Source organism: Pontibacillus marinus BH030004 = DSM 16465 (assembly GCF_000425225.1).
Lineage (GTDB): Bacteria > Bacillota > Bacilli > Bacillales > BH030062 > Pontibacillus > Pontibacillus marinus.
Map to the genome: position 1 here is coordinate 1 of NZ_AULJ01000044.1, position 24560 is coordinate 24560.

Sequence of the window (24560 nt, forward strand, 5' to 3'; positions counted from 1 at the left end):
TAATCCTATCATGACAAGGTTTTGAGCAACTTCTGTGAATATAAATTCCAATCAATTTGAGATGGGAAAGTCCAAATTATGGTCCGTTAATCTCCATAATCGCGTGGAGGGAAGGAAACGGCAAACTGTCGTGGTAACAAAGGGAAGACGAGACCCCGCAGGCACGAGGAGGCTCGGCTTTTCTTCCACAACAGGCTTGCCGTTTCACTGACCGCAACAAATTACTCAACAGCAACGGACTCCTCTCAGTTTCAAGTCTTCAACATAACTGCCATATTGTTGAATAACTAGGTTCAAATAAGCAAAAAAAATAACCCTGGAACTAATCCAGAGTTATTTCGGTTTAATGACAACGTGTCGATAGGGTTCATTTCCGTCTGAAAACGTTGAAATCTCATGATGATGTTGTAAAGCAGTATGAATGATTTTTCGTTCGTAAGATGGCATAGCCTCCAACTTTACTTCTCGACGAGTTGTAATAGCTTTATCAGCTAAACGATTAGATAATTGCGTCAACGTTTCCTTTCTGCGCTCTCTGTACCCTTCAGCATCAACAATAACAGTTACATACTGGTTTGTTTTACCATTAATTGTAAGTTGCGTGAGGTATTGAAGTGCATTCAAAGTCTGTCCACGTTTTCCAATAAGAAGTGCAATTTTATCTCCTACTAAATCAAACGTAATCTCTTTCCCTTTACGATAAACTTCAACATGAATAGAAGCACCCATACCGTTTGCTACAGTTTCAAGATATTGCTTAGTTTCTTCAATAGCCGTTTCAGTATCGTGTTTATCATCTTCTACTATTTCTGAAGCTTCGACCTGTTCTTCTGTACCTTCCGATGCTTCATCTTGATGGATGTGTTCTTGACTTTCTTCTTCTTCCGTCTCTTGATTCACAATGCTAACTTTCACAATAGCACGTTTGGATCCAAATAGACCGAAAAATCCTTTTTTGCCTTCATCAATGACTTCTACATTGGTTTGGTCCCTCGAGGTGTCTAACTGCTCTAAAGCTGATTGGACCGCGTCCTCAACTGTTTGTCCAGTAGCAGTTATTTGTCTCACTTGGCCGCGCCTCCTGTTTCTGTATCTTTCATCATTGGTTTTCGAATAAACATCGTTTGTCCGATCATAAAGATGTTACCAACTACCCAGTAAAGTGCAAGAGCTGCTGGGAAGTTAATTGCAAATACACCGATCATGACTGGCATGATATAAAGCATCATAGTCATTTGTGGATTAGCGTTCGCCATACCTGCCATCATTAGCTTTTGTTGAATAAACGTTGTTGCTGCAGCAATGAGTGGCATTAAAAAGATCGGGTCTGGATTTCCTAGTTCAAACCATAGGAAGTTATGTCCTTCTATGGCTTGAGTACGCATAATTGCATGGTAGAATGCGATTAAAATCGGCATTTGTACTATAATCGGGAAACAACCAGCTAATGGATTTACTCCATGCTTTTGGAATAACTCCATCGTTTCTTTTTGCAACTGCTGTTGTGTTTGTTGGTCTTTAGAACTGTGCTTTTCTCTAATTTTCTGTAATTCAGGCTGAATCTCCTGCATAGCTTTTGAACTTTTCAATTGTTTTACGTTTAACGGTAATAAAACCAAACGAATGATAAGCGTTACAACAATAATAGATAGGCCATAATTCTCTCCGAATAGTTCAGCGAAATATATAATCGTTTGGGACAGTGGGAATACAAAGTATTTATTCCAAATTCCTTCACTTTCAGCTGTAATGTTCTGATCCATTTCCATACAGCCTGTTAATAAACTGAGGAGTCCTGTCAAGACGACCATTAAAAGGACTTTCTTTCGCAACGTCACTTCCTCCTTATACTTCCAATATCCATAGAAACATCAAATGTATTTTACCACTAATCTATGGAACAGTTCTATATGAAATCTTTAGGCTTTCTTTGATTTTACCAAAAGATTATTTTTCGATAGCACATGGTTCAAGCTTTTCTTCATTTCATGATAGTTCATTTGACTTGTTGGTTTTCTAGCAATAATAACAAGATCATATTCTGAAAGAATGCGATCTTCCATCTCATGAAACGCTTGTCTTAAATATCTTTTTATTTGGTTTCTAGTCACAGCATTGCCAATTCGCTTGCTTACAGACAAACCAATTCGAAAATGACCCTGGTTTTCTTTCTTTAAGTAATACAAAACGAGCTGACGATTTGCAAAGGAAGTCCCTTTTTTAAATACCTGTTGGAATTCTTCGTTTTTCTTAATTCGGTTTTGTTTTTTCATGGTTCAATTCACTCTCCAATAATGTAGAGCAGATTATTAGAAAGAAAGGACTTCATATATGACAACACTCCCTCTACATATGTAGAAAGTTTATGTTCAGGCATCATATACCTTTTTCCAAAATCGCGATTGTTTCATGTTATATAGAAAAACATGATATCCACCTGAAATGGTGAATATCCATGTTCTCCTTAATTAAGGTCATTCTAGAACTTATTATAAAAAAACTAGAAAAAAGACCACTGAGATCGAATCAGTGGCCTATGCGGATAATTGTTTTCTACCTTTACGACGACGGCGTTTTAATACTTTACGACCGTTTGCACTACTCATACGTGCACGGAAACCGTGTACTTTGTTACGCTTACGATTATTTGGTTGAAATGTACGTTTCATTTATAGACACCTCCCTGAGGAATGTAAATACAATAATCTTCTTAAGACAGTCCAATTCATTATAAAAAATCCACCAGGGAAATGTCAACTTATTTTTAAGTTATACACCACAGATCCTCTATTCAATTTTTCCACTCACATATCCTGTGAATAATTTTTTCTGCTCTTTTTTTTATCCACATACATTATCGACAAGATAATCACAAAATATAGTGTTGTGGATAAAATTTATCTACAATCCCTAGATAATGTGGATAAGTGTCGAAAAACCATTGCAACAATGGGATTTATTTGGTATCATATTTGTGTTTTAGTTCTGAATAAACCTCAAGCCCATTATTTGTTTTCCACAGTCTGTGGATAATCTGTGGATAGACATTCACATGGGTGTTGAAGCACTTATCAACAATAATGTGGATTATGCTAACAATTTATTTCAGTACTGTTATAGTAACAGTTTTAAATCCACAGCCATAATTTCTCTTATAGTTTTACAAATGTTGTACAGCACCTCCGGATCTTTCTGCTTCTAGCTTATTTTCTCAATTTAGAAGAGAAAGGATACGTGAGGTTTTTTGTTTCATACTGGTTCCTTAGGATGAAAGGGGTGAACATGTAGTTGGAAAATATACAAGAGCTCTGGGAAAACACGTTAACGAAAATTGAAGAAAAAATTAGTAAACCAAGCTTTGAAACTTGGCTCAAAAGTACAAAGGCTGACTCTTTAAAGGATGACACGCTAGTTATTGTGGCACCGAATGAGTTTGCAAGAGATTGGTTGGAGAGTCGTTATGCAAGTTTGATTTCCGACACATTATATGAAGTGACTGGAGCGGAACTTCAAACGAAATTTATTATTCCGGAAACCAAAGACGTCTCACATGATGATATAAAACCGGCTATTAAACAGGTTCCTAATGATAAAGAGGATGGACAAGAATCTCCTCAAAGTATGCTGAATTCTAAATACACGTTTGATACTTTTGTTATTGGTTCAGGTAACCGATTTGCCCATGCAGCTTCACTTGCAGTTGCGGAAGCTCCAGCCAAAGCATATAACCCATTATTTATATATGGTGGCGTGGGACTTGGTAAAACCCACTTAATGCATGCAATTGGGCACTATGTATTGGATCATAATCCATCAGCAAAAGTGGTTTATCTATCTTCTGAGAAATTTACAAATGAGTTCATTAATTCAATTCGTGATAATAAAGCCATCAACTTCCGCAATAAATATCGAAATGTGGACGTGCTTTTAATAGATGATATTCAATTTTTAGCTGGAAAAGAACAAACACAAGAAGAATTTTTCCATACGTTTAATACACTTCACGAGGAAAATAAGCAGATCGTTATTTCTAGTGATCGACCACCTAAGGAGATTCCAACTTTAGAAGATCGACTACGTTCTCGATTTGAATGGGGCTTAATTACTGATATTACGCCGCCTGATTTAGAAACTCGTATTGCGATATTACGCAAGAAAGCAAAGGCTGAAGGTTTGGATATTCCAAATGAAGTTATGCTATATATTGCGAATCAAATTGACACCAATATTCGTGAATTGGAAGGTGCCCTCATTCGAGTGGTAGCTTATTCGTCATTGATTAATCAGGATATTGATGCATCACTTGCTGCTGAAGCATTGAAGGATATTATTCCTAGTTCGAAACCAAAAGTGATTACGATCCAGGCTATTCAAGAGGTAGTTGCTGAAAAATATAATGTAAAACTCGAGGATTTCGCAGCAAAAAAACGTACAAAAACGATTGCATTCCCAAGACAAATTGCTATGTATCTGTCTAGAGAAATGACGGACTACTCCCTACCGAAGATTGGTGAAGAGTTTGGCGGGCGTGATCATACTACGGTTATTCATGCTCATGAAAAAATTTCGAAACAACTAGCAGACGATCAGCAGTTACAAAAAGATTTAGATGAATTACGTGAAACACTTAAGTCTTAATCATGATAGATGAACGCTAAATTTAACTCCAATTATCTACTTTTTTAGACATTTCGACACGTTTCTTCAAAATCACCCTGTTGATAACTGCAGAAACTGTCCCATGATTTACTCACAAACTATCCACATGTGGATATCCTTTTTCGCATGTGTTTAAATAAGTTATTCACAAATTCACACGCTCTATTACTATTACGATCTTTAAAATATAAATAAATATATAATATAAAGATCCATTTAGGAGGATTCGTTTCAATGAAATTTACAATTCAACGCGATCAATTGATGGATAGCGTACAAGATGTCATGAAAGCTATCTCTTCTAGGACAACAATTCCTATTCTGACCGGGATGAAAATTGAAGCAACTACAGAAGGGGTTAAGCTAACAGGTAGTGATTCTGATATCTCTATTGAATCGTTTATCCCTAGAGAAGATGATGGGATCGTTTATGTTGAAAATATAGAACCTGGAAGTATCGTATTACAGGCTAAATACTTTCCTGATATTGTTCGGAAACTTCCTCAACAGACTGTAGAAATTGAAGTTGATGATCACTTAAACGTTAGTATTCGTTCTGGTAGTGCTGAGTTTCACCTAAATGGCCAGGATGCAGAAGAATATCCGCATCTTCCTCAACTTTCAACAGAACAGAGTTTTGAGGTACCAATCGATTTACTCAAAGACCTTATTCGTCAAACCGTATTTGCGGTGTCCACCTCAGAAACACGCCCCATCTTGACAGGTGTAAACATGAAGGTGGAAGATGAGAACTTAAGTTTTGTAGCAACGGATAGTCACCGTTTGGCATCACGTGATATTCCTTTGAAGGAACAAGCTCAAAACCTTTCGTTTAACAACGTTGTAATCCCAGGGAAAAGTTTAACGGAATTAAATAAAATTCTTGGAGATTCTCAGGAGAGTATTGTTATCAGTGTTACGGAAAACCAAATCTTATTCCGTACGAAGAATCTATATTTCTTATCTCGACTGTTAGATGGCAACTATCCTGAAACATCTCGATTAATTCCTGATCAAACGAAAACACTTGTAACGATTGATACGAAAGAGCTTCTACAGTCTATCGATCGTGCTGCATTACTAGCCAAAGAAAATCGAAATAGTGTTGTTAAATTAACAACGAAAGAAAATAACCAAATAGAAATTACAAGTAATTCTCCTGAGATTGGTAAAGTAGTGGAAGAAGTGCATGCAGAGGTAGTTGAAGGGGAAGATTTAAAGATTTCATTTAGTGCAAAATATATGATGGATTCCCTGAAGATTATGGATACGGATAAAGTTCATATTCAATTTACTGGAGCTATGCGACCTTTCCTTATTCGTCCAAATGAGGATGAACAAATTCTTCAGCTAATCCTACCAGTAAGAACTTACTAAAATTAAGAGCAATATAAAAAAAGGTATTCAATCCAAAAAATCCTACTGCTATGAAGATGGTGGTAGGATTTTTTAATACTTCCTTTAGGAACGTTTTAAAACTGCAACAAAAAGGCTTTTTGAAATACATTTTCCCGTTCCTTTTCTTATGGGCAAATCTTTAGTAAAATAGATAGAAGGCCAAGACTGAAGAAATAAGGTGGATAACATGAACGAAAATATTGAAATTGCAACAGAAACCATCCAATTGGGTCAATTTTTACAGATTGCCAATGTCATTGAGACGGGCGGAATGGCAAAGTGGTTCCTTTCTGAATATCCAGTTTTTGTAAACGGTGAACAAGAGGATCGACGAGGTAAGAAAATTTCCATTGGCGATGTTGTAGAAGTTGAAGGGGTTGGAACCTTTACTGTTGTAAGAGAATCCTAATTCCCATGAAAACTAAAGGGGAATATTCATGCACATAGAAGAGTTAACGTTAAAGCAATATCGAAACTATAAAGATCTCCATTTAACCTTTGATGATAAAATTAATGTCATTATCGGTGAGAATGCTCAAGGTAAGACGAATCTCATGGAGGCTATCTATGTTTTAGCTTTTTCGCGATCTTATCGAACACCCCGTGACAAAGAACTCATTATGTGGGACGAAGAATATGCTAAAATAAAAGGTAGTGTTTATAAACGAAAGCGCCGTTTCCCTTTGGAAGTTATCGTGTCTAAAAAGGGCAAAAAAGCTAAATTAAATCACTTAGAGCAGAAGCGATTAAGTGATTATATTGGTGCTTTAAATATTGTAATGTTCGCACCTGAAGATTTAAACCTGGTAAAAGGCAATCCTCAGGTTCGTCGTCGTTTTATAGATATGGAGATCGGACAAATACAACCTGCCTATATTTATCATTTAGGACAGTACCAAAAAGTTTTAAAGCAGCGAAATCATTTATTAAAAGAATACCAGCGGAATCAGCATAAACAACAAGATACTACCATGCTACAAATCCTGACAGAACAACTGATTGAGCATGCAGCTACTGTGGTTCAGCGTAGATTTAACTTTTTACACTTGCTTAGAAAGTGGGCTGGACCGATTCATCATGGAATAAGCAGACAGCTAGAGGAACTTCAAATTGAGTACGATGCCTCGGCGGATGTATCAGAGGACATGGATTTGTCAACACTGGTAAGGGTATTTCAAGATAAATTTGCAGAAGTTGAAAAAAGAGAAATTGAGAGGGGGACAACTCTTGTTGGTCCTCATCGTGATGATTTGATTTTCAAGGTAAACGGCAAGGATGTGCAAACGTATGGTTCACAAGGACAACAGCGTACAACAGCACTTTCTTTAAAACTTGCTGAAATTGAGTTGATCTTCAACGAAGTAGGCGAATATCCGATACTTTTATTGGATGATGTATTAAGTGAGTTAGATGATTATCGTCAATCACACTTATTACATACCATTCAAGGAAAAGTTCAAACATTCGTCTCAACAACGAGTGTGGAAGGAATCGAACACGAAACCCTTGAACAAGCGGAGTTATTTTATGTTCAAGAAGGCCATGTATCGAGAGAGAATTGAGGTGGCACGATGTTTATTCATATCGGAGATGATCATGTAATTGAATCTGAGGATGTCATTTCAATCATTGATTGTGAACTATTATCCTCATCTTCCATTGTGGAAGAAATGATTTTTAACCAAAGGAAAAATCAACGAGTTTTTGAAACGCCAGATGCGGATGCGAAAGCCATTGTCATCACAAAGGACTATATCTACTTTAGCTCATTATCCGTTCTAACGTTAAAAAAACGTGCTAACATGACATCTACTTTAAATAAATTAGAAGATTTCTCTGAAGGAACTGTGGAGTAAGACAAGATAAATAATAACCTCTGGAAAGAAGTGTAGGTGAATATTATGACAATGGAAGAAAAGCTTTCAGAGCAACAAGCCTATGATGAAAATCAAATACAAGTCCTTGAAGGATTAGAAGCTGTACGTAAACGCCCAGGGATGTATATTGGTTCAACGAATGAAAAGGGGTTACACCACCTCGTATGGGAAATCGTTGATAACAGTATCGATGAAGCGTTAGCTGGCTATTGTGATCATATTACGGTAACGATTGAAAAGGATAATAGTATCACTGTTACCGATAATGGTCGTGGAATTCCTGTAGGGATGCACAAAAAGGCGAATCGTCCAGCTGTTGAAGTTATCTTAACTGTTTTACACGCTGGTGGTAAATTTGGTGGCGGCGGTTACAAGGTATCTGGTGGACTACATGGTGTAGGTGCTTCTGTAGTTAACGCTTTATCTAGTGAATTAGAAGTATTCGTTCATCTAGATGGCCAGATTCACTACCAAAAATATCATCGTGGCGTACCTGATGAAGATTTAAAAGTGATTGGTGAAACAGACGTGTCTGGTACACGCATTCACTTTAAGCCTGATACAGAAATTTTCTCAGAAACGCAAGAATACCAATTTGATACATTAGCAAATCGTTTACGAGAACTTGCCTTCCTAAACAAAGGAATTAAAATCTCGATCAACGATGAGCGTGATGAAGAACAAGAAGACAAAGAATTTTTATATGAAGGCGGAATTGTTTCTTACGTTGAGCACTTAAATCGTACACGTGATGGACTTCATGAGCCGTTTTATGTTGAAAGTGAAAGTGAAGAAATTAGTGTTGAGGTCGCGTTACAATATAACGATGGCTTTGTGAGTAACATTTATTCCTTTGCGAATAACATCCACACGTATGAAGGTGGGACGCATGAGTCAGGATTTAAAACGGCATTGACCCGTGTAATTAATGACTATGCACGTAAGAATCAAATGTTTAAAGAAAATGATCCGAACTTAACTGGTGATGACGTACGTGAAGGTTTAACGGCTATTATCTCAATCAAGCACCCTGACCCTCAGTTCGAAGGTCAAACGAAAACCAAGCTTGGAAATAGCGAAGCACGTACAGTTACGGACAATATTTTTAACGAGTATTTCTCTAAATACCTATTTGAAAACCCTGATTCTGCAAAACAAATTGTTGAAAAAGGATTAATGGCATCACGCGCTCGTGCAGCTGCGAAGAAAGCACGTGAGTTAACACGACGTAAGAATGCTTTAGAGGTTTCAAATCTACCTGGTAAGCTTGCTGATTGTTCATCTAAAGATCCTTCTATCAGTGAACTTTATGTCGTGGAGGGTGACTCTGCGGGAGGTTCAGCTAAGCAGGGGCGTGACCGTCATTACCAAGCAATCTTACCATTACGAGGTAAGATCATTAACGTTGAAAAGGCACGTTTAGATAAGATTCTCTCCAATAATGAGGTTCGAGCAATCATAACAGCACTTGGAACGGGCATTGGAGAAGAGTTTGATATTTCTAAAGCACGTTACCAAAAAATCGTTATTATGACGGATGCTGACGTCGATGGGGCTCATATTCGTACGTTATTATTAACCTTCTTCTACCGATATATGCGTCCATTGTTAGAGCATGGTTATATTTATATTGCACAGCCACCGTTGTATAAAATTCAACAAGGTAAAGCCATTTACTATGCGTTTAACGATAAAGAGATGGAATCGAAGCTAGAGGAACTATCAAAGACACCTAAGCCTGGTTTACAGCGCTACAAGGGTCTTGGTGAGATGAATCCTGAACAGCTTTGGGAAACGACGATGGATCCAGAAACTCGTACATTGCTTCAGGTTAGTTTACAAGATGCGATTGAAGCAGATGAAATTTTTGAGATCCTTATGGGCGATAAAGTAGAACCTCGTCGTAATTTCATTCAGGATAACGCTGCATACGTTAAAAACTTAGACGTATAAAGCAGTCGTAAATACCATTATTCTAGTTTCGACTCCTAGCTTCTAGTGACATGAGTAATCTTTCTAAAGCAAACTTTACCACCTATGAAATCTTGCTTATGCACAAGGAGCTATACAGTCGCCTACACTTTTCGTTTTAAGAGGGAGGTAATTCTATGGCGGAACAAGATCGCCCCCAGGTTCAGGAAGTCAATATAAGTCAGGAAATGAAGACATCCTTTTTAGATTATGCAATGAGTGTTATTGTCTCTCGTGCATTACCTGACGTGCGTGACGGACTTAAACCCGTACACCGTCGTATTTTATATGCAATGCATGACTTAGGTATGCATTCTGATAAAGCTTACAAAAAATCTGCCCGTATTGTTGGAGAAGTTATCGGTAAGTATCACCCGCATGGTGACTCAGCTGTATATGACTCTATGGTACGTATGGCACAAGATTTTAACTATCGATATATGCTTGTGGACGGACACGGAAACTTTGGTTCTGTGGATGGTGATGCAGCAGCAGCCATGCGTTATACGGAAGCACGTATGTCCAAAATCTCAATGGAAATCCTTCGAGATATTAACAAGGATACAATTAATTACGATGATAACTATGATGGTTCAGAAAGAGAACCACTCGTACTACCTGCTCGTTTCCCAAATTTACTTGTAAACGGAGCTAGCGGGATTGCTGTAGGGATGGCGACCAATATCCCACCCCATCAATTAGGTGAAGTAATTGATGCAGTTCTAGCTGTTAGTAAGGATCCAGAGATTACGATTGATGAATTGATGACGGAGTACATTTTTGGCCCGGATTTTCCTACATCTGGTGAAATTTTAGGTCGAACTGGAATCCGGAAAGCCTATGAAACTGGAAAAGGCTCTATTACGGTTCGTGCTAAAGTTGAAATTGAGGAACAAGCGAATGGAAAAGCACGCTTAATTGCTTCAGCACTACCATTCCAGGTCAATAAAGCGAAATTAATTGAAAAAATAGCTGAACTTGTTCGAGATAAGAAAATTGATGGAATTACAGATTTACGTGATGAATCTGACCGCGATGGACTTCGTGTAGTAATAGAGTTACGCAAAGATGTAAATCCAAATGTTGTATTAAATAACTTATATAAACAAACAGCCTTACAAACTTCCTTTGGTATTAATATGCTTGCACTAGTAAATGGTGAGCCGAAGGTATTAAACTTAAAGCAGTGTCTTGAGCACTATTTAGATCACCAAAAAGTAGTTATTCGTCGTCGTACAGAATATGAGTTAAAGAAAGCACAAGCTCGAGCTCATATTCTAGAAGGGCTGCGGATTGCACTAGACCATATTGATGAGATTATTGCCTTAATTCGTGGATCTCAAACAACAGATATTGCGCGCGAAGGTTTAATGACTCAATATGAGTTGTCTGAAAAGCAAGCTCAAGCGATTCTTGATATGCGTTTACAGCGTCTAACAGGCTTAGAACGTGACAAAATCGAAGAAGAGTATCAAGAGCTAGCGAAGTTAATTGAAGAACTCAAAGCAATTCTTGCGGATGACGAAAAGGTTCTTGAAATTATCCGAGAAGAATTAGAAGACATTAAAGAGCGCTTTAATGATAAGCGACGTACTGAAATTGTCGCGGGAGGAACAGATTTCATTGAAGATGAAGACTTAATTCCTGAAGAGACAATTATCGTAACATTAACGCATCAAGGATATATTAAACGTCTTCCAGCAACTACGTATCGTTCACAACGTCGTGGTGGAAGAGGTGTTCAAGGTATGGGCACTAATGAAGATGACTTCGTAGAACATCTTTTATCTACTTCAACGCACAATACGCTATTATTCTTTACCAATAAAGGTAAAGTGTATCGCGCTAAAGGGTATGAGATTCCTGAGTTTAGCAGAACAGCGAAAGGAATCCCGATCATTAACATGTTAGAAGTTGATAAGGGAGAATGGATTAATGCCGTAATCCCAATTGAAGAATTCGCTGAAGATTGGTATTTATTCTTCACTACGAAAAACGGTATTTCCAAGCGAACATCTCTTGATCAGTTTGCGAACATTCGTAAAGGTGGTTTAATTGCCTTAAACCTTCGTGAAGATGATGAATTGATATCTGTTCGATTAACAGATGGTTCGAAGCATATCATGATCGGTACAAAAGGTGGTTATCTAATACGCTTCCCTGAAGAAGACGTTCGTACAATGGGGCGTACAGCTACTGGTGTTAAAGGAATCTCTTTACGTGATGATGATGAGGTTGTATCAATGGAAATCATTGAAGATGGCCTTCAAGTACTAAACGTAACGACTAAAGGATTCGGAAAACGAACACCTGCAGAAGAATATCGTATCACTGGTAGAGGTGGTAAAGGTATTCGTACATGTAACTTGACCGATAAAAATGGTGAGGTTGTAGCTGTTAAATCTGTTACGGGTGAAGAAGATGTAATGATTATCACAGCTAGTGGTGTGTTAATCCGGATGCCAGTAGAAAGTATTTCTCAAACAAGTCGTAACACACAAGGGGTTCGCCTCATTCGCCTTGGAGAAGGAGAAGAAGTAGCTACATTGGCTCAAATCGAAAGCGAAGACGATGAACATGAAGTAACCCAACCTGCAGAAGTCGTAAGTGAACAACAACAAGAAGAGTCAACAGAAGAAGAGTAAGAATGAAAAAGAGGATACACGTTTTAGTGTTCCTCTTTTCTTTTATCCTGTTTTAAGTAATAATGAGGTTATAGTTAAAACCTTCCACATTTAGACTATAAGCGGTTGCCTTCGCTTATCTACATAAGTAATAAGAGGATGTGAAACCATGCGTGTACACCCAAGTCAGTTAGTTCCAGGATGTATGGTCTTGAAAGATGTAATGGGACAAACAAATCATCCTATTATAGAAAAGAATACAGTTATTAAGCCTATTCATATTACGGTTTTACATAAGTTTTTAATTGAAGAAATCGATGTGGGTCCAAAACTTGCTAGTGGTGAAGTTTTTAAACCTGAGGAGTATATAGAGGAAGAGGAATCAGAGGAAGCAAAGAATACCCCAGTAAGAGGAATTACGAGCTTTGCGGATCAATATCTTGATGCTGTTCAAGCTTATAAAAGCATGTTTAAAAATTGGCAAGCTGGATCATCTATTGATATCTCTAAAGTACGTAAAACGATTGTCCCATTAATTCACGAAGCTTTGAAGGATAAAAGTCAGGTCTTTATGTTGCACCATTATTCTACTAAGGAAAATTACTTTTACCATCATAGTATTGCCGTTGGCTTACTTTCCTCGATCATTGCTAAACAGATGAACTTCTCGCAAGGGGAAATTATCCAGATCGGCCTAACTGGCTTTTTGAGTGATGCTGGCATGTCTAAGATAGAGGAACGAATTATGAAGAAACGCGGTCCGTTAACTTCGCGAGAATTCGAGGAAGTCAAAAAACATCCTACCTATTCTTATAGGCTTTTAGAAAAAATACCTGTATTAAAAAATGAGGTTCGTATCGGTGTATTACAGCACCATGAACGACGTGATGGTTCAGGGTATCCTATTGGAATTGCAGAGGATAAGCTACATCCATACGGAAAAATTGTAGCTGTTAGTGATATGTACCATGCAATGACATCAGAGCGTATTTATAAAACGAAGAAATCCCCATTTAAAGTAATAGAAGAGATGATGCAGGACCAATTCGGTAAATTTGATCATAAAGTTGTTCAGGCATTTATAGATAGTATGACGAATTTCTCTACTGGTACCAAAGTGAAATTATCAAATAACCAAGAAGGCGAGATTGTATTTATCGAAGCGAAAACTCCGACACGCCCCATGGTTCGTTTATTTCATAACAATGAGATTATCCATCTTAAAAATTACCGGGATCTATTTATTGAAGAAATCGTTTCAAATCCAAGTTAACTATAGGACTGCCTCTATTGGAGGTCAGTCCTTTTTTATGTCTTAATCCATGAAAATATGAGCCATCAAACGGGGAATTTTCTCACTTGTGGTCTCAAGAAAAGCTTGAATGAACACCAGATCTTCACTAGAGAATGAATGAAGCACATCCCCCCACCACTCCGTTTCATAACGACAGATCATACTAAGGTTATATAGCAAAATATAATGATTGAGTACTTCAGGGACATAGGAGAATAAGCTCCGGCGTTTTGGTAAGACGAGTTGGTTTGTTTGTGAATCCATATAAAAAAAGGAGCGACCTAGATGACCAATAGGTTCATCCAAGTTAATAACGATAAAGTTTTCTTCTTGATCAACATCCTTAATATTTGGTAGAACCTGATTCATATGTTGTTCAAAATAGGAGAATGTCCAATGGTAATCATCAAGAATTCCAATAGGGACTCTAAGTGTTGGATTTTCTTGATGTCCTATAGTGTAAAAGGATGAAGGTTTATTAGGGAATTGATAAACGTGATCCACTTCTGGAATTCGCCGTAGCAACTCATCCATAGAAAACTTTTGATCAAGGAGATGTTCCACATTAAATAAGTGCTTAGAAACATAGGAAAACAATCCCTTATGTTGGATCTTTACTTCATCCTGTAAAAAGGTATAGTTTTGCTTTTTACGTTTTCGACTTGATACACCATGAGCTAGTACAGCAGTTGTTTCAGGATAATCTGGCCTACAAGTTAAAAGAGCAGCTTTTAAGAGTTGGGACATGCCATAAAAATATAGCACTGGCTTTATAGAGAGAGGTGCTTTTCTTCCTTGTTCATAGTAGGTTTCGGCATGTTCAAGAAAATAGATAAATCGATACGTATTGTCGAAACATTTCTTCTCGGCATCTTCAAATCCTTGTTTTTTATAACATTCTTTTAAGTATTTTTGCGTAAAAGGGGCAGATTGTAGTTGAGTATAAATGGACTGAATATTTTGCATTTTTATAAGTTCTTCCCCCTTTCCTAAAAACTGTTGAAAAAGCCTTTAGAATGTCGTATGGTTATGTACAATATAAAGTCTGTTTGCTTAGTGTAACCAACTTTTGAGGAAACCATGAATGTTTAGGAGGGGCTAAATCATGAGAGAAGATAAGTTTGTAAAAGAGAGCTTAACGTTTGATGATGTATTGCTTATTCCAGCGAAATCGGATGTACTGCCGAGAGAGGTTGATGTGGCAACAAGTTTGTCGAAAACCCTTAATCTGAATGTACCGATCATTAGTGCTGGTATGGATACTGTAACGGAAGCAGAAATGGCGATTGGCATGGCAAGACAAGGTGGGCTAGGTATCATCCACAAGAGTATGTCCATTGAGGAGCAAGCTGAGCAGGTTGATCGTGTAAAGCGCAGTGAAAGTGGTGTGATTTCAAATCCATTCTTTTTAACGCCTGAAAACCAAGTTTATGATGCTGAACACTTGATGGGAAAATATCGCATCTCAGGTGTGCCGATTGTAAATAATGATGTAGAACAGAAGCTTACAGGAATTATTACAAATCGTGATCTTCGTTTTATCCAAGACTATTCCATTCAAATTTCAGAAGTTATGACGAGTGAAAATCTCGTTACAGCCCCGGTTGGGACAACGCTAGAGGAAGCGGGAAAGATCTTACAAGGATACAAGATTGAAAAGCTCCCACTCATCGATGAAGATGGTGTACTCAAAGGCCTTATTACGATTAAGGATATTGAAAAAGTAATTGAATTCCCTAACTCAGCTAAAGATGAACAAGGTCGTTTACTTGCTGGAGCTGCAGTAGGTGTAACAGCTGATGCAGACCTTCGTATTCAAAAGCTTGTTGAAGCTGGCGTAGATGTTATTGTAATCGACACAGCGCATGGTCATTCTCAAGGAGTTATGGATCAAGTACGAAAAGTACGAGAAGAATATCCAGATTTAAATATTATGGCTGGTAACGTAGGTACCAAACAAGGTACACGCGACTTAATTGAAGCAGGAGCGAATATTATTAAGGTAGGTATTGGGCCAGGCTCCATTTGTACAACTCGTGTTGTTGCAGGAGTTGGCGTTCCGCAAATTTCAGCGGTTTATGAATGTGCATCAGAAGCAGCTAAGCATAACATCCCTGTGATTGCGGATGGAGGAATTAAATACTCTGGTGATATCGCTAAAGCTCTTGCAGCAGGTGCTCATGCAGTTATGCTTGGTAGCCTTTTTGCAGGTGTAACAGAAAGCCCTGGAGAGACAGAAATCTTCCAAGGACGCCGTTTCAAGGTATATCGTGGTATGGGCTCTGTTGGTGCTATGAAATCTGGATCAAAGGATCGTTATTTCCAAGAATCAGAACAAGCTAACAAACTTGTACCTGAAGGAATTGAAGGTCGCGTACCTTATAAAGGTCCATTATCTGATTCTGTACATCAGCTGCTTGGAGGTCTCCGTTCAAGCATGGGTTACTGTGGAGCAGACACAATAGATCGTTTTAGAGAAGAAGCTCAGTTTACTCGAATTACAAATGCTGGCTTACGCGAGAGTCACCCTCATGATGTGCAAATTACGAAAGAAGCACCAAACTATAGTGTGTAAATACTAGATGATAGAGGACTACTAGCCCCGGGTTGGTAGTTCTTTTTTATACCCATAAACAATGCGTCACAGAGGCAAAAGTCGTGTTTCTTTATTATCTGTACATGTGATAAAATAGCCTCATGTAGATAAATAAATGGAGGTTGAGATGGTTGAAACATAGATTAAGAGTTACCTTTTTATTACTTACTATGCTAATGATGACATTTACATCCATGCTCGTAAGCCCAATATCGGCTTCAGCAGCTGTCGATGTGAAGGCCAAATCTGCTATTCTAGTAGATGGTGATACAGGAAAGATTTTATTTGAAAAAAGTGCAGATATGGCTTTGCCTCCTGCAAGTATGACGAAAATGATGACAGAATACTTAGTCCTTGAAGCCATTGATCAAGGTAAGATTAGTTGGGATACAACAACTCGTATAAGTGATTACCCTTATAGTATATCCGCTGATCCAGCTTTTTCTGGAGTAGGCTTACGTCAGGATAAAGATTACACGGTAAAAGAACTTTATAAAGCGATGGCCGTTAACTCTGATAATGCAACAACCATTGCCTTAGCTGAACTCATTGCAGGTTCAGAAGGTGATTTTGTTAAAATGATGCGCCAAAAAGCTGAAGAGATGGGATTACCAGATTATAAATTTGTGAACTCAACAGGTCTTTCAAACTCAGACTTAGGTGATAATTACCCAGAAGGGACACAACCTGATGCTGATAACCTATTATCAGCACGTTCAGCAGCTCTCCTTGCTTATAATTTAATTAATGACTATCCAGATGCCTTAACCTATTCCAGTATGACAACGATTCAATTCGAGGATAAAGAAATTGAAAACTGGAACTGGATGCTACCAAATATGCCTGGACACCTTGCTCAGTTCGGCTACCAAGGTTTAGATGGGTTGAAAACAGGTTGGACAAACATGGCTGGTTTCTGTTTTACAGGAACAGCGGAACGTAATGGACAGCGTTTGATCTCCGTAGTTATGAAAACAGATAGTAAAGAAGCTCGATTTGCAGAAACACGCAAATTGATGGACTATGGGTTTAATCAATTTACGCAAAAAGAATTATACCCTGCAGATTATCAGATTGAAGGAGAATCAACTTTTGCTGTAACAAAAGGGAAAGAGGATTCTGTAGAAATTGCTTCTAAAGAACCGATATCTGTGACGATTCAAAAGGGGACAGAAGATCAATACAGTGTAGAATATAAATTAGATGAATCGAAGTTTAACGATGAAGGTGAACTAACAGCTCCAATCAAAAAAGGTGAGCAACTTGGTACGATGAACCTTAAGAATAGTGGAGATGATTTTGGTTATATTACCGACAATGAAAGTGACCGAGAAACGGTTGCAGTGGTTACTCAATCTAGTGTAGAAAAAGCAAACTGGTTCGTCTTAACACTACGTACAATTGGAGACTTTTTCAGTGATATTTTCACAAGTGTTGCTGATACAGTAAAAGGTTGGTTCTAACCTGATTCATTATATAGGCATTTTAAGAATAATGCGTTAAAATAAAGGATAGAGTACAAACGTCCTAAAAGTTAGAACGATTGTCTAAATAAAGAGATAAGAAGAAGGATTGGGAGGAATTCAGCATGTCAAGAACAGGTACAGATCGTGTAAAACGTGGTATGGCAGAAATGCAAAAAGGCGGCGTCATCATGGACGTTGTTAACGCAGAACAGGCTAAGATTGCTGAGGAAGCAGGTGCCGTAGCAGTAATGGCATTAGAGCGTGTTCCAGCAGATATCCGTGCAGCAGGCGGCGTTGCTCGCATGGCTGATCCAACAATTGTTGAGGAAGTTATGAACGCTGTATCCATTCCGGTAATGGCTAAAGCACGAATTGGTCATGTTGTGGAAGCTCGTGTATTAGAATCTCTTGGTGTAGACTACATTGATGAAAGTGAAGTTCTAACACCAGCAGACGAAATTTATCATATTAAAAAGAATGATTATACAGTTCCATTCGTTTGCGGCTGTCGTAACCTTGGTGAAGCTACTCGTCGAATTGGTGAAGGTGCTTCTATGCTTCGTACAAAAGGTGAACCAGGAACAGGTAATATTGTAGAGGCAGTGCGTCACATGCGCGAAGTACAATCACAAATTCGTCAGGTTGTAAGCCTGTCAGATGATGAGTTAATGACGTATGCGAAAGACCATGGTGCACCATATGAGCTTCTTCTTCAAATCAAGGAAGAAGGTCGTCTTCCAGTCGTAAACTTTGCAGCAGGTGGTATTGCGACACCAGCAGACGCAGCGCTTATGATGCAACTTGGTGCTGATGGGGTCTTCGTTGGTTCTGGAATCTTCAAATCCAATAACCCACAGAAGTTTGCTCGTGCGATTGTAGAAGCAACAACGCATTACGATGATTACAAACTAATTGGGGAACTTTCAAAAGATCTTGGTACAGCGATGAAGGGTATGGAAATGTCTACTCTTACAGAATCTGATCGTATGCAAGATCGCAGCCAGTAATTCACTAAAGGAGTATGCATCATGATGAAAATTGGTGTATTAGGTTTACAAGGTGCTGTTCGTGAGCATGTTCGCTCTATTGAAGAGAGTGGTGCTGAAGGCATCGTTGTTAAACGAATTGAACAACTAGATGAAATTGATGGTTTAATTATCCCGGGTGGCGAAAGTACAACTATGCGCCGTCTGATCGATAAATATCACTTTTTAGAGCCACTTCAAGCTTTCGGAAAGAGCGGAAAGCCGATCTTTGGAACATGTGCAGGACTGATTTTATTAGCTACAAATGTACAAGGTCGTGACACCTCTCACTTAGGCCTAATGAATATGAAGGTTGAACGAAATGCATTTGGTCGTCAACGTGAGAGTTTTGAAGCTGAGCTCGAAATAAAAGGTGTAGCGGATGATTTTGAAGCAGTATTCATACGTGCTCCTTATATCGCTGAAGTAGGCGAAGGTGCGTCAGTGCTTGCTCAATATCAGGATAAAATTGTAGCAGCTCAGGAAGGTCACTACTTGGCATGTGCCTTCCATCCAGAGTTAACGGATGATCATCGATTAACAGCCCATTTTGTTAAGATGGTGGAAGAATCGAAAAAATCCCTTGCATGTTAATCCAAAATTCGCTAATCTTAATAAACAACAAACTTAACAAGCAAACGTGATGATAGGAATTAGTAACAATGGTCTTCTTCTCAAGAGAGCCGATGGTTGGTGTGAATCGGTGAAGAAGCCTTGTGAATCCATCCTTGAGCTGATCGATTGAAACCTATAGTAGGTCGATCCGGTGCTAGCGCATCGTTACTCTTGAAGTGAGCCGGAAGGACATTTGTGCCTTCAACCAGGGTGGCATCGCGGGAATATATAACTCTCGTCCCTATTTAATTAGGGACGGGAGTTTTTTATTTGCTTAAGAAATTATAAAATTTGTGGCTTGTGTATAACTCATTTATGAGAGCGTGGCCACATCCAGCTCCAGCGCCCAGCAACGAAGGGACTTCCCTCGCCTCCGTTCGATAAGTCAACATCAAATTGTTTCACAATTTGTGTTTCCTTTATCTCACTACGGGCTCAGTCCAGTCCCTTCGTTGCTAAACGGGCGCTTGCGCTTTTGTTTTTTGTTTTATAAAAAAAGGAGGATATATCTATGTTAGACATGAAGTACCTACGAGGGAACTTTGATGAAGTGAAAGCGAAATTACAAAAACGAGGAGAAGACTTATCTGATCTTGATAAGTTTGGTGAATTAGATGAGCGTCGTCGTGAGCTTATTCGTGAAACAGAAGAACTAAAAGCCAAGCGTAACGAAGTATCTAAACAAATCTCTGCAATGAAAAAAGAGAAAAAAGATGCGGATCATCTGATTACAGAAATGCGGGAGGTTGGTGAGCGTGTTAAAGCTCTTGATACCGAGTTAAAAGAGGTAGAAGAACAGCTTGAAACATTAATGCTTTCCATTCCAAACATTCCTCATGAGAGTGTTCCAGTTGGTGAAGATGAGGATGACAACGTACTGGATCGCGAGTGGGGAGATATCCCTCAATTTGGCTATGAAGCAAAACCACATTGGGACATTGCAGACCAATTAGGTATTTTAGACTTCGAACGTGCCTCTAAAGTTACAGGAAGCCGTTTTGTCTTTTATAAAAACCTAGGTGCTCGCCTAGAGCGTGCTTTAATGAGTTTCATGATGGATATTCATGCTGATGAGCACGGCTATGAAGAAATGCTTCCTCCATACATGATTAACAGCACAAGCATGACAGGAACAGGTCAGCTCCCTAAATTCGCGGAAGATGCTTTCAAGATCGAAGAATGGGATTATTACCTTGCTCCAACAGCTGAAGTACCTGTTACAAACTATCACCGGGAAGAGATCTTAACAGACGAAGATCTGCCGAAGAAATATGTAGCCTTTAGTGGTTGCTTCCGTTCTGAAGCAGGGTCTGCAGGTCGTGACACGCGTGGGTTAATTCGTCAGCACCAGTTTAACAAAGTTGAGCTTGTACACTTTGTGAAGCCTGAAGAATCTTATGATGTGCTAGAGCAATTAACAGGCCACGCAGAGAAGGTTTTACAGTTACTTAAGTTGCCGTACCGCGTGATGAGCATGTGTACAGGTGACCTAGGATTCACTGCTGCGAAGAAATACGATATCGAAGTTTGGATCCCTAGCCAAGATACGTACCGTGAAATTTCTTCTTGCTCTAACTTTGAAGATTTCCAAGCACGTCGCGCAGGAATCCGTTTCCGTCGTGAGCATAATAGCAAGCCAGAATTCGTACACACCCTTAATGGATCTGGCTTAGCCATCGGTCGTACGGTAGCTGCTATCCTTGAAAATTACCAGCAAGAAGACGGTACAGTGGTCATTCCAGAAGTCCTTCGTCCATATATGGGTGGCAAGGAAGTTATTAAGTAAATTCAGGGTTGAGAGTGACGCTGAACAACAGAACAAACGCTTAAGTAATAAAATTCTATATAGTAGAAGAAAAAAGCCACAGGAGCCCTGAATAGACCCTGTGGCTTTTTCATAATGAAGGAATTCCTCTTATTCATCACGAAAGAATATTTTATACCAAATTTTTGAAAGTGAGTGACTACTATGAAAAGTCCAATTCAAAATCTAATGAATACAGTATTTGTTCATGTAAGAGACTTGAAACGGTCGGTGAGATGGTATGGTGATCTATTAGGGCAATCTTATTACTTTGAGTCAGTAGAAGACCCTGTTCACAATATACATGTAAATCATCACACGAGCCTAACACTAGATGCAGGGCCGTCTGAAATGACCAAGGAATTTACCCCTTCACCTTATCCATTGTTTAACCTACACTCCACGAATATAGATGATGCCTTTAATTATGTAACAGAGCTTGGCTATCAAATTGATTCTGATATTACAAGGTTTGACGATGTTTCATTCTTTAATGTGATAGATCCTGACGGAAATGTCATTATGATTTGTGAGGGATAGGAAAAATAGCCGTCACCTTTTTAAATGAAGGTAGCGGCTATTTCTTTCGTAAGTTTATTGCATAGTATCTGTCTTTTCAAATTGATCATTTTTACGATAGTTTTTCGGAACACCTTGTTCATCGTAGTAATAAATACTGTAGCTGTTTACTTTGTTATCTTCCACGCCAACAAAGACGATTAATTGAACATCTTTATTGATAAAAGACTCATAATCTAGGCTGTCACGGTTACCTGGAGCATTATAGCTATAACCATCAACTGTTTTCTTGTCATAACGCCACATAGTTTTTCCGTCTTTATCACTTGTGACTTTTTGATTTGGTTCACCTAACAGGGATCTAACTTCTTTGGTTGGAAGACCAAGAGATAGCTCTTGTTTTAACAATTGAGCTGTTAGTTCTTGAGTCCCATTATTTTCTTCTGACTCAGAAGAAGTTTTTTGCCCCTCTGTTTCTTTTTTGTTTTCTTTCTCAGAATCATTTTCATTTTGGGATTGATTCTTGTCTTCATTTTCGATAGAATCATTTTGGGCAGCATCTTTGTCCTCTTTTTGGACAGTTGATTCTTCATTTGCTGCAGCTTCTTGTTCAGGTTTTTCCTGACAGCTAGCTAGAATGAAAATCAATGAACATGCTGCAAAAGGGTATAACCATTTTTTCATGGGATCTCTCCTTTTTTCTTATGTAGGTTCTTCCATATCATATCGAATGCTTGTCGATTTTTGTAGAGGAAGAAAGCCCCAAACAGAAAAAAGATAAAAAAATGTAGAAAATGCATTGACTCTAATAGGGGACCATGATATATTAGTATTTGTCGCACGGAGGAGTACCCAAGTTCGGCTGAAGGGAGCGGTCTTGAAAACCGCCAGGGGGTTAACGCCCCGCGGGGGTTCGAATCCCTCCTCCTCCGCCATTTTTTATGCGCGTAAAAATTGGAGATTGGAAATCGTCCTCTTTGGATAGATTTTTATAATAACGCATGTAAGAGAACATCCCATTTCGAATGGGGTGTTTTTTTAATGTCTTTTTACTGTTACCATATATTAGAAATAAGGTTATTCTAGATGTAGCTGGGTGGAGGTGATCTGACGTGGGGTTTACGCTCATCATGTTACTAAGTCCATTGATCATCATTGGCATTCTTTCAGAGGTTAAACGACGAAAGCGTATTAATACAAATTACGATAGACACCGTCCAACTGAGCCGGTACAGAAAACTGATGAACGCCCGCATTATGGAATGGGAGAAGACATTCGAGGTGGGAATTAAAAAAAGCTTAGGGCATAGCCCTAAGCTTTTATGTTAATTGACGTGATCTCCATTTTCTTGATTGTTGAATGAAGTGACCAATTTTCTCTAGGATTGGTTCTATAGAACTTGGGTCATTTACAACATCATAATCAGCAATGTTTAGACGAAGAACTGGGCATGAATTAAAGTTGTCGATCCAGTTTTCATAGCGATTGAACATTTCTTCCCAGTATTCAACCGGTGTTTGTTGCTCCATTGGACGTCCCCGTTCTTGGATTCGGCCGACTACATCATCAAACGATCCTTCAAGATAAATTAATAGATCAGGGTGAGGGAAGTAAGGTGTCATAACCATGGCATCAAAGAGGTTTGTGTACGTGTTATAATCCACCTCATTCATTGTGCCTTTCTCATAGTGCATCTTGGCAAAGATCCCTGTATCTTCGTAGATAGAACGATCCTGAATAAAGCCTCCGCCATATTCAAAGATTTTCTTTTGTTCTTTGAATCGTTCTGCTAAGAAGTACACTTGCAAGTGAAAGCTCCAACGTTCAAAGTCATGATAAAACTTATCTAAATACGGATTGGTATCCACTTTCTCTAATGAAGTTCTAAAGTTTAGAGCTTTCGCTAAGGCATTTGTCATCGTTGACTTTCCTACGCCAACTGTTCCGGCAATTGTGATGACCGAATCATGCGGGATGCCATATTCATTTCTTCGATTCATTTTATAACTTCCCCTTTTTCAAAATGATTTTCGATCGTTTGAATCATGTAATCCAAATCATCCTGATGCTTGATAAAGTCTAAATCATCACCATTAAACCGAATGACAGGAATATCTGGATTCTCCTTCTCAAACTTCTCCATAAACAGGTCATAATCCGCAGAGAGCTGCTCCAGGTAACTTGCTTGTATATTTTGCTCGACTTTGCGACCTCGCATACGGATACGATCTAACAATGTGTCCAGGCTTGCATGAAGATAAACAATCATATTTGGCCTTGGCATGTCTTGTGTTAGAATATCGTAAATTTGTACATATTTATCATATTGTTCTTCTTTCAACGTTCGTTCAGCAAAAATTAAGTTTTTGGAAATATGATAATCTGATACAACCGGTTTATCACAAGCGAGATATTTTTTCTCGATATCTTCTAATTGCTTATAACGATTACATAAGAAAAACATTTCCGTTTGAAAGCTCCACTCTTCAATATCGTCATAAAACTTTCCTAAAAACGGATTTTCTTCAACAATTTCTTTTAATAGCGTGTATTCAAATTGGGAGGCAATCTTCTTGGCAAGAGATGTTTTCCCAACACCGATGGGGCCTTCCACTGCTATAAAGGGTGTGCGTCCCATGTTCCTCCTCCTTCACCAACAGTCAAAATTCGATACGTTCTGACAGACAAATTATATTTTATCATACCATTGG

General features: G+C 38.5%; 23 protein-coding genes, 1 tRNA gene and 1 other annotated feature. Of the genes, 16 read left to right on the plus strand and 8 right to left on the minus strand.

Features of this window, described 5'->3' with window-relative positions:
- Positions 1-333: 333 nt before the first annotated feature.
- The 4 genes from jag to rpmH form a co-directional block, all read right to left on the minus strand.
- Positions 334-1068 (minus strand): RNA-binding cell elongation regulator Jag/EloR, encoded by a 735-nt coding sequence (gene jag / locus H514_RS0110535; protein WP_027446941.1) that lies wholly within the window; start codon positions 1066-1068, stop codon positions 334-336.
- Positions 1065-1832 carry a YidC family membrane integrase SpoIIIJ gene (gene spoIIIJ / locus H514_RS0110540; protein WP_027446942.1) on the minus strand — a complete coding sequence of 256 codons (768 nt, stop codon included), beginning with the start codon at positions 1830-1832 and terminating at the stop codon, positions 1065-1067. The genes jag and spoIIIJ overlap by 4 nt, the downstream gene beginning before the upstream one ends.
- Positions 1833-1919: 87 nt before the next feature.
- Entirely contained in the window at positions 1920-2273 is a 354-nt protein-coding gene (gene rnpA / locus H514_RS0110545; RefSeq protein ID WP_027446943.1) for a ribonuclease P protein component, read from the minus strand.
- 261 nt (positions 2274-2534) lie between these two features.
- A complete protein-coding gene (rpmH, locus tag H514_RS0110550; RefSeq protein WP_027446944.1) occupies positions 2535-2669 on the minus strand; it encodes a 50S ribosomal protein L34 in 135 nt (44 codons plus the stop codon).
- Between the two features lie 619 nt (positions 2670-3288).
- On the opposite strand from rpmH, the gene dnaA reads away from it, so the two are divergent.
- The 8 genes from dnaA (at position 3289) to H514_RS0110590 (ending at position 13802) form a co-directional block, all read left to right on the plus strand.
- Positions 3289-4638: a chromosomal replication initiator protein DnaA gene (gene dnaA, locus H514_RS0110555; RefSeq protein ID WP_027446945.1), complete on the plus strand. Its 1350-nt coding sequence runs from the start codon at positions 3289-3291 to the stop codon at positions 4636-4638.
- A 255-nt stretch (positions 4639-4893) separates the two neighbouring features.
- The gene (gene dnaN / locus H514_RS0110560) at positions 4894-6036 is read left to right on the plus strand and encodes a DNA polymerase III subunit beta (RefSeq protein WP_027446946.1); all 1143 of its coding nucleotides are present in this window, start codon (positions 4894-4896) and stop codon (positions 6034-6036) included.
- 208 nt (positions 6037-6244) lie between these two features.
- The gene (gene yaaA, locus H514_RS0110565) at positions 6245-6466 is read left to right on the plus strand and encodes a S4 domain-containing protein YaaA (RefSeq protein ID WP_027446947.1); all 222 of its coding nucleotides are present in this window, start codon (positions 6245-6247) and stop codon (positions 6464-6466) included.
- A gap of 28 nt (positions 6467-6494) precedes the next feature.
- A complete protein-coding gene (recF, locus tag H514_RS0110570) occupies positions 6495-7619 on the plus strand; it encodes a DNA replication/repair protein RecF (RefSeq protein WP_027446948.1) in 1125 nt (374 codons plus the stop codon).
- Between the two features lie 9 nt (positions 7620-7628).
- A complete protein-coding gene (gene remB, locus H514_RS0110575; RefSeq protein WP_027446949.1) occupies positions 7629-7913 on the plus strand; it encodes an extracellular matrix regulator RemB in 285 nt (94 codons plus the stop codon).
- 45 nt (positions 7914-7958) lie between these two features.
- The gene (gene gyrB / locus H514_RS0110580; protein ID WP_407946837.1) at positions 7959-9887 is read left to right on the plus strand and encodes a DNA topoisomerase (ATP-hydrolyzing) subunit B; all 1929 of its coding nucleotides are present in this window, start codon (positions 7959-7961) and stop codon (positions 9885-9887) included.
- A 155-nt stretch (positions 9888-10042) separates the two neighbouring features.
- Positions 10043-12550: a DNA gyrase subunit A gene (gene gyrA, locus H514_RS0110585; protein ID WP_027446951.1), complete on the plus strand. Its 2508-nt coding sequence runs from the start codon at positions 10043-10045 to the stop codon at positions 12548-12550.
- Positions 12551-12698: 148 nt separating this feature from the next.
- A complete protein-coding gene (locus H514_RS0110590; protein WP_027446952.1) occupies positions 12699-13802 on the plus strand; it encodes an HD-GYP domain-containing protein in 1104 nt (367 codons plus the stop codon).
- A 42-nt stretch (positions 13803-13844) separates the two neighbouring features.
- On the opposite strand, the gene H514_RS0110595 is transcribed toward H514_RS0110590, so the two are convergent.
- Positions 13845-14789, minus strand: coding sequence for a YaaC family protein (locus tag H514_RS0110595; protein WP_036842280.1), 945 nt, complete (start codon positions 14787-14789; stop codon positions 13845-13847).
- Between the two features lie 139 nt (positions 14790-14928).
- Here H514_RS0110595 and guaB point away from each other — a divergent pair, with 139 nt between their 5' ends.
- From guaB to H514_RS0110625, 6 genes are all read left to right on the plus strand, one after another.
- Positions 14929-16398, plus strand: coding sequence for an IMP dehydrogenase (gene guaB, locus H514_RS0110600; RefSeq protein ID WP_027446954.1), 1470 nt, complete (start codon positions 14929-14931; stop codon positions 16396-16398).
- 152 nt (positions 16399-16550) lie between these two features.
- Positions 16551-17882, plus strand: a complete 1332-nt coding sequence (locus H514_RS0110605) for a serine hydrolase (protein WP_027446955.1) — start codon at positions 16551-16553, stop codon at positions 17880-17882.
- Positions 17883-18007: 125 nt separating this feature from the next.
- Positions 18008-18892, plus strand: coding sequence for a pyridoxal 5'-phosphate synthase lyase subunit PdxS (gene pdxS / locus H514_RS0110610; protein WP_027446956.1), 885 nt, complete (start codon positions 18008-18010; stop codon positions 18890-18892).
- 21 nt (positions 18893-18913) lie between these two features.
- Positions 18914-19504 carry a pyridoxal 5'-phosphate synthase glutaminase subunit PdxT gene (gene pdxT / locus H514_RS0110615; protein ID WP_027446957.1) on the plus strand — a complete coding sequence of 197 codons (591 nt, stop codon included), beginning with the start codon at positions 18914-18916 and terminating at the stop codon, positions 19502-19504.
- A 40-nt stretch (positions 19505-19544) separates the two neighbouring features.
- Positions 19545-19771, plus strand: a binding site (T-box leader).
- 265 nt (positions 19772-20036) lie between these two features.
- Complete coding sequence (gene serS, locus H514_RS0110620) at positions 20037-21311, plus strand: serine--tRNA ligase (protein WP_027446958.1); 1275 nt, start codon at positions 20037-20039, stop codon at positions 21309-21311.
- 183 nt (positions 21312-21494) lie between these two features.
- Complete coding sequence (locus H514_RS0110625) at positions 21495-21869, plus strand: VOC family protein (protein WP_027446959.1); 375 nt, start codon at positions 21495-21497, stop codon at positions 21867-21869.
- 54 nt (positions 21870-21923) lie between these two features.
- Here H514_RS0110625 and H514_RS0110630 read toward each other — a convergent pair whose 3' ends face one another.
- Complete coding sequence (locus H514_RS0110630; RefSeq protein WP_027446960.1) at positions 21924-22532, minus strand: hypothetical protein; 609 nt, start codon at positions 22530-22532, stop codon at positions 21924-21926.
- 158 nt (positions 22533-22690) lie between these two features.
- Between H514_RS0110630 and H514_RS0110640 the strand changes: the two genes are divergently transcribed.
- A tRNA-Ser gene (locus H514_RS0110640) sits at positions 22691-22783 on the plus strand.
- A 177-nt stretch (positions 22784-22960) separates the two neighbouring features.
- The gene (locus H514_RS0110645; protein ID WP_027446961.1) at positions 22961-23140 is read left to right on the plus strand and encodes a hypothetical protein; all 180 of its coding nucleotides are present in this window, start codon (positions 22961-22963) and stop codon (positions 23138-23140) included.
- 28 nt (positions 23141-23168) lie between these two features.
- On the opposite strand, the gene H514_RS0110650 is transcribed toward H514_RS0110645, so the two are convergent.
- On the minus strand, positions 23169-23849 hold the full coding sequence (locus H514_RS0110650; protein ID WP_027446962.1) for a deoxynucleoside kinase: 681 nt from the start codon (positions 23847-23849) through the stop codon (positions 23169-23171).
- Positions 23846-24487: a deoxynucleoside kinase gene (locus tag H514_RS0110655; protein ID WP_027446963.1), complete on the minus strand. Its 642-nt coding sequence runs from the start codon at positions 24485-24487 to the stop codon at positions 23846-23848. The genes H514_RS0110650 and H514_RS0110655 overlap by 4 nt, the downstream gene beginning before the upstream one ends.
- Between the last annotated feature and the right edge of the window lie 73 nt (positions 24488-24560).